Source organism: Vibrio sp. R12-SW3-ISO1 (assembly GCF_059834005.1).
The window spans coordinates 1-6159 of record NZ_JCBDGK010000057.1; the positions used below are offsets into that span (position 1 = coordinate 1).

Consider the following 6159-nt stretch of genomic DNA (forward strand, 5'->3'; position numbering starts at 1 on the left):
AATTAAAGAATTTGCTTGGCGACCATAGCGATTTGGACCCACCTGATTCCATGCCGAACTCAGAAGTGAAACGAATTAGCGCCGATGGTAGTGTGGGGCTTCCCCATGTGAGAGTAGGACATCGCCAGGCTTCGATTGTAAATTGTTCCAGTAACTTGCATCTTTTGTTACTGCGATGCTCATGTGCGATTGCACACTGCGCATCTCACACCAAAATCTGCGGCGTTACAGAAACAATTTCCTAATCAAAGCGACCTTTAAGGGTGAGTAAGACTTTGATTAAACAATTTGTGGAGAGATGGCTGAGTGGTTGAAAGCACCGGTCTTGAAAACCGGCATACGTTAATAGCGTATCTAGGGTTCAAATCCCTATCTCTCCGCCACCATTGAAAGCCTCGCTAGTGATAGCGAGGCTTTTTTCATATCTGCGCATATCTATTTTTTCAAATCTCTATCTACCGACTGCGACTGTCACTATCATGTGTTTTTCGAGTCGCTTTAAACTACCTGTCCTTGACCTTTCCCCTCAAAAACGACACCCACAAACGCCAAATACAAAAAAGCCAGCACTATGGCTGGCTAGATGCGGTCGGCTAGATGCGGTCGGCCAGGTGCGGTCTAGACGCGTTGGGCGACTTTCTCTCTCAGGGCTTGTTTGTCGGCTTCGGACAAAAAGGCCAACTCTAAACCATTGATCTGAGCTTGACGGATTTGCTCTGCTGACAAGCCTGCTTGCGGCGCAGCGACCTCATACTCATAAGGAAGCTCAATACCCTCAACAGCAGGGTCGTCGGTGTTGAGACAGGCTAGTACGCCATGTTCAAGGAAGGTCTTAATCGGGTGGTTGGCCAATGAATCCACGGTACTGGTTTGGATATTAGACGTTAGGCAGGACTCAATGCCAATGCGCTGCTCTGCGAGATAATCCATCAATTTCGGGTCGTGGATGGCTTTTACACCGTGGCCAATACGCGTCGCGCCAAGTTGGTTGATCGCTTGCCACATGCTTTCTGCTCCCGCCGCTTCACCAGCGTGAACCGTGACGTTGAGGCCCGCATCCTTCACTTGCTTAAAGTGCTTCACGAAGCGATCACCGGGTTGGCCGAGTTCGTCACCGGCGAGGTCAACGGCAACAATGTGATCTTTCTGTGTCAAAATCGCATCCAACTCTTGCTGACAGGCATCGGTGCCAAAGGTGCGGCTCATGATCCCAATCAGATTGGCTTGAATGCCAAAATCTCGCACACCCGCTTTTACACCATCGACGACGGCTTCCACCACGCCAGTTACGGGCAGTTTATGTTTCATCGCCATGTAGTAAGGAGAGAAACGCAGCTCGGCATAGTCAATACGAGCATTCAGAGCATCTTCCACGTTTTCGTAGGCGACTCGGCGACATGCGTCGAGATCACCCAAGACCGCTACGCCCCAATCAAGCTTGGACAAAAAGGCAACCAATGAAGGCTCTGCTTCCACAATTTGCACGTGGGGGGTTAACGATGCCACATCATACGCGGGCAAGGCGACGCCAAACTTCTGGCCCAGTTCTAAAATCGTTTGAGTGCGAATATTGCCGTCAAGGTGACGGTGCAAATCGGTAAGCGGGAGATTTTTCGTTATCATTATGACGGATCCAATGGGTCTAATTTGAGCTAAGTATAAGAGTCAATGATGTGAGTGTCAGTAGGATAAGCGCGCAAAATCGACCCGATGTGCTGATTATCGCTTCATGTTAACCAGATCTGTTGGCCAATCCTGATAGGTAATCGGGCGGCTGTAGAGGAAGCCTTGACCTAATGGGCAGGCGAGGGAGGTGAGCATCTGCGCTTGCTCTTGGGTCTCGATCCCTTCGGCAACCAGTTCTACTTTCATGCTCTTGGTCATGTTGACAATTGCAGCGACGATCGACGTATCGAGTTGCTCTGGGCGCATTTTGTTGACAAAGGTGCGATCGATTTTTAGACAATCGAACGGAAGCTTGTGCAAATACGCCAGTGAGCTGTAACCCGTACCAAAATCATCGATGGCGATATGGACACCAAGATCGCGAATGGCCCGCATGTTTTTGATGATCACTGGGTCATTATCGACAATACGGGACTCGGTGATTTCCAACGTCAGGTTATCGGCATCGAGTCCGGACTCATCAAGGATGCGCTTGAGTGAGGCAATCAAATCGACATTCGACAGTTGTTTAACCGACAAATTGACGTGGATATGGAAATCCTCATCCCATTTGCCCTCTTGCATCCCCTTCACCGTGTCGTTACACGCTTGACGCAAAATGGTCTCACCGATGGCGCCAATCAGTCCGCTCTCTTCAGCGATAGGGATGAACTCCATAGGAGAGATAAGCCCAGAGTCTGCGGATTGCCAACGTGCTAGCGCTTCGGCGCCGACCACCTTGCCAGTGGCTAAATCGACGATCGGTTGATAGAAAGGCAAAAACTCTTGCTTCTCCACGCCGGATTGGATCTTCGCTTGCATCAGTGTGCGTTTACGCGAAATATCCGCCATCTCAGGTTTGTAGTAACTGATGTTGGACGGCTCTTGCTTAGCGTTACTCAGGGCAATACTGCCGTTTCTCAGCCACAGGGTCATGTTGTGGCTCGGCCCTTCTTCCACAATCCCGACGGAGACATTGACCACCACATTTTCACTCGCCATGGAAAACGGCGAGGCAAACATCTGCAACACTTGGTTAGCGTAGACATTTGCAGGTTCGTTGTCGCGATGAGCGGGAATATAAATCGCAAACTCATCGCCACCGATGCGCGCCAAATAGCTGTTTTGTTCAAACCGTGTTTTCAGCCGCTCTGCAATGATCGCTAGCAGTTGATCGCCTTGCAGGTGGCCGAGGCTGTCATTGATATCACGGAATTTGTTGATCCCGACTAACAGCAGGGTCCCCTCGAGCTTTCTCAGGCTATCACAGGTATCGACCAGCCCTTCACGGCTATATAAGCGAGTCAGCGAGTCGTACAGCAGTTGCGATTTTAAGGCTTTGAAAGAGGCTTTGAGGTTGTTTGCCATTTCGTTAAACGCGAACACCAAGAGATTGGTTTCATAGATATGGCCAGGTTTAGGCATGTGGCTATCCCAATCGCCTTTGGCAAGATGCTTGGCGGCATCAGCGGTTGAGGTGATGGGTTTGACCACTTTGTTTAGAGCGATAAGGCAGACGAGGACCCCCAAGACGCTGACCAATAAACCCGTTAACCAACCGTTGCGCTGACTTTGTGCCAAATCGCCCAGTAAATCTTGCTCAGCGATGGCGACGCCGATATACCAGGTCAAACCATGCGAGTCGGTGTAGGGCGTAATGTGGTTGAAGTAACGTTGGCCATTTAGCGAAAGCGGGAAGCGATAATATTGCTGCTGCTCGAAACGTCCTTGCTGGAATAGATTGGCCTCGCTGGCGTGCAAGGCACTGGCTTTGACCACCGGATGACCACTCTCGATGGCAAGCAGGCGGTCGCCTTTTTTGCTCTGCGCGGTACCCCAAGAAACGACGCTCCCTTCGGTGGAATGGGCGACTAAACGCTGCTCGGCATCCGTAATGTAAATAATCACGCTGTTCTTATCGCGCTGCTGACGCAAGAAGGCATTAAACGTGTCGATTTTCAGATCGGCACCCACCACGCCGACAAATTTTTCTTCAGCAAACACGGGCGTCAGTGCGGTCAGCGTGATATCTTGCCGCTCATCGGCATTGGCGTAAATGGACGACCAGGCACCATGGTGATGGTCTGCGATTGGCGTGTACCAAGGGCGCACACGCGGGTCATAGTTATCGATGACGGAGCGAACCTCTCCAGAGACCTGTTGACCGCGATAAATCACCAGTTTGTCTAAAGTGCGGCGGTCTTTTAGCATCAAGGTCAGCCCTTGATTGGCTTCGCGGCGATAACCGACATATTCGGCGCCTTCACCACCAAAACCAATCGCATCCAAATTAGGGACCGAGCGATAGAGGTCCGAAAAGCTGCTGCGCAGATACGCTTCGATTTGGCGCATATCATCATGACGATAGAGCTCACCAAAGCCGATGGTGTGGCTGATCGCCAGACTGGCATCAAAGGCGGGACTGAGAAAGTGATTGAGCTCTGAGGTGACGTTGTCGGTCAGTGATGAGAGCGCCTGGTCACTGACGTTCACGACCATGTCTTCATAACTGCTTTTTTGCACCGCAACAATCACACCCAGTGTGATGATAAAGATCATCACGAATGGGAGAACAACGGCAGTTCTTAGAGTGATTTGAGTGGTCGCCATAAAGTCCGGATTCTTGCGTGTGCGTTAAGTCATCTTATCGGCTTTAAAACAGTCAAGCGAGGAAAAAATCAGAGAAAAATCGAGACCTTGGATCCTTATCATGCAAAGGGTTGCATCTCGATTTTCTCTTTAAATACAATCAGTAAAGCTCTTTCAGTTTGCGGGTAAGTGTATTGCGCCCCCAACCAAGGAGCTTTGCGGCATCCTGCTTATGGCCGTTAGTATGCTCAAGTGCTGCTTCTAAAAGTATACGTTCAAATTCAGGAAGTGCGTAGGAGAGCAGCTCGGAGTCGCCTTTGGAGAGAGCGTCTCGCGCCCAGCTCGACAGTTGCTGCTGCCAGTTTCCTTCGCCACTGCTTTGCGTCGTATGGCTGTCTTGCAGTAACTGCGTCGGCAAATCGTTGGGTAACACTTCACTGCCACTGGCCATCACGGTCAGCCAGCGACAGACGTTCTCTAGCTGGCGCACGTTACCCGGCCAATCGAGGCGATTTAACGTGTCTACTGTGGTCGGATGCAGTGTCTTTACGTCTACGCCCAGCTCTTCGGCGGCCAGTGCTAAGAAGTGCAGCGTCAGTTTTTCAATGTCTTGTTTGCGTTCGCGCAGTGACGGAATCTTGATGCGGATGACATTGAGGCGGTGGAACAAATCTTCGCGGAATTTGTTCTCATGAACCAATTTTTCTAAGTTTTGGTGGGTCGCAGCGACGATACGCACATCCACTTTGATTGGCGAGTGGCCGCCTACGCGATAGAACTGACCATCGGCCAAGACACGCAGCAAGCGAGTTTGAATATCGAGTGGCATGTCACCGATCTCATCCAAAAACAGGGTTCCCCCATTGGCTTGCTCAAAACGGCCTTGGCGCACATTATTAGCGCCGGTGAAAGCCCCTTTTTCATGGCCAAACAGCTCGGATTCAATCAAATCTTTGGGAATCGCGGCCATGTTGAGGGCAATAAACGGTTTACTCGCTCGAGGGCTATGACGGTGCAGTGCGTGTGCCACCAGCTCTTTACCAGTACCGGACTCGCCATTAATCAGCACCGAAATGGACGAACGTGAAAGGCGGCCGATGGCGCGAAATACCTCTTGCATCGCTGGAGCTTCACCGATGATTTCTGGCGGGCTGTAGGTGTCATGGTCGGCGGTGGCGTGCTCACGCTTTTGCTCGTGGCTGTGCGTAATCGCACGCTCAACTAAGGTGAGGGTTTCGTCGACATCAAAGGGTTTAGGTAGATATTCAAACGCCCCTTTTTGGTAGGCGTTGACCGCGGCATCCAGATCAGAGTGCGCCGTCATGATGATAACAGGCAGGTCAGGTGAGGCCTCGTGAACCTGCTTGAGTAGCTGAATGCCATCGATGCCCGGCATGCGAATATCCGAGACCAACACATCGGGCGACTCGCGCTCAAGGGCCATTAAGACACTCTCAGCGTCCGCGAAAGTTTCGCATTTAATATTGGCCGACGATAAGGTCTTCTCCATTACCCAACGAATCGAGCTGTCATCATCGACAACCCAGACGTATCCTTTACTCATAACTTCCTTTCCTCACAGCATCGCCAAATGACAGTCTTTCCCTTCGCCTTTGACGTCGGGCAGCAAATAAATCTCTACCTTAAATGGGCAGATAAATCGTAAATGTGGTTCTTCCTGGCCAGCTTTCGACATCGATTTTTCCTTGATGTTGATCGATAAGGTTCTGCGCGATGGATAATCCTAGCCCCGTTCCGCCGTCTCGACCGCTGACCATAGGGTAAAACAGCGTATCTTGCAGTTCAGATGGAATGCCGGGGCCGTTATCAATCACTTCAATGCGCGCTGCCAGTTTGCAGCGCTGGCCATGGATATTGGTTTGATGCACCGTTCTGGTGCGAATG

At 51.0% G+C, this 6159-nt stretch carries 4 protein-coding genes, 1 tRNA gene and 1 rRNA gene; 2 read left to right on the forward strand and 4 right to left on the reverse strand.

The features are described from left to right. The first annotated feature begins 14 nt into the window (after nt 1–14). Together rrf and AC6R0R_RS18835 are read left to right on the forward strand one after the other, a co-directional pair. Nucleotides 15–130 (forward strand): 5S ribosomal RNA (gene rrf / locus AC6R0R_RS18830). Between the two features lie 162 nt (nt 131–292). Then, a tRNA-Ser gene (locus AC6R0R_RS18835) sits at nt 293–383 on the forward strand. 235 nt (nt 384–618) lie between these two features. On the opposite strand, the gene add is transcribed toward AC6R0R_RS18835, so the two are convergent. From add to AC6R0R_RS18855, 4 genes are all read right to left on the reverse strand, one after another. Beyond that, nucleotides 619–1623, reverse strand: coding sequence for an adenosine deaminase (gene add, locus AC6R0R_RS18840; RefSeq protein WP_500627832.1), 1005 nt, complete (start codon nt 1621–1623; stop codon nt 619–621). Nucleotides 1624–1719: 96 nt separating this feature from the next. Beyond that, nucleotides 1720–4275, reverse strand: coding sequence for a phosphodiesterase GepA (gepA, locus tag AC6R0R_RS18845; protein ID WP_500627833.1), 2556 nt, complete (start codon nt 4273–4275; stop codon nt 1720–1722). Between the two features lie 139 nt (nt 4276–4414). Further along, complete coding sequence (gene glnG / locus AC6R0R_RS18850) at nt 4415–5818, reverse strand: nitrogen regulation protein NR(I) (RefSeq protein ID WP_334554965.1); 1404 nt, start codon at nt 5816–5818, stop codon at nt 4415–4417. 79 nt (nt 5819–5897) lie between these two features. Next, nucleotides 5898–6159, reverse strand: a 262-nt coding sequence (locus AC6R0R_RS18855) for an ATP-binding protein (RefSeq protein ID WP_500627834.1), incomplete at its 5' end; no start/stop codon positions are given.

Bases quoted from the DNA above. Each gene is read 5' to 3' on its own strand.
- add (WP_500627832.1), bottom strand. From the start codon at position 1,623: ATGATAACGAAAAATCTCCCGCTTACCGATTTGCACCGTCACCTTGAC.
- gepA (WP_500627833.1), bottom strand. From the start codon at position 4,275: ATGGCGACCACTCAAATCACTCTAAGAACTGCCGTTGTTCTCCCATTC.
- glnG (WP_334554965.1), bottom strand. From the start codon at position 5,818: ATGAGTAAAGGATACGTCTGGGTTGTCGATGATGACAGCTCGATTCGT.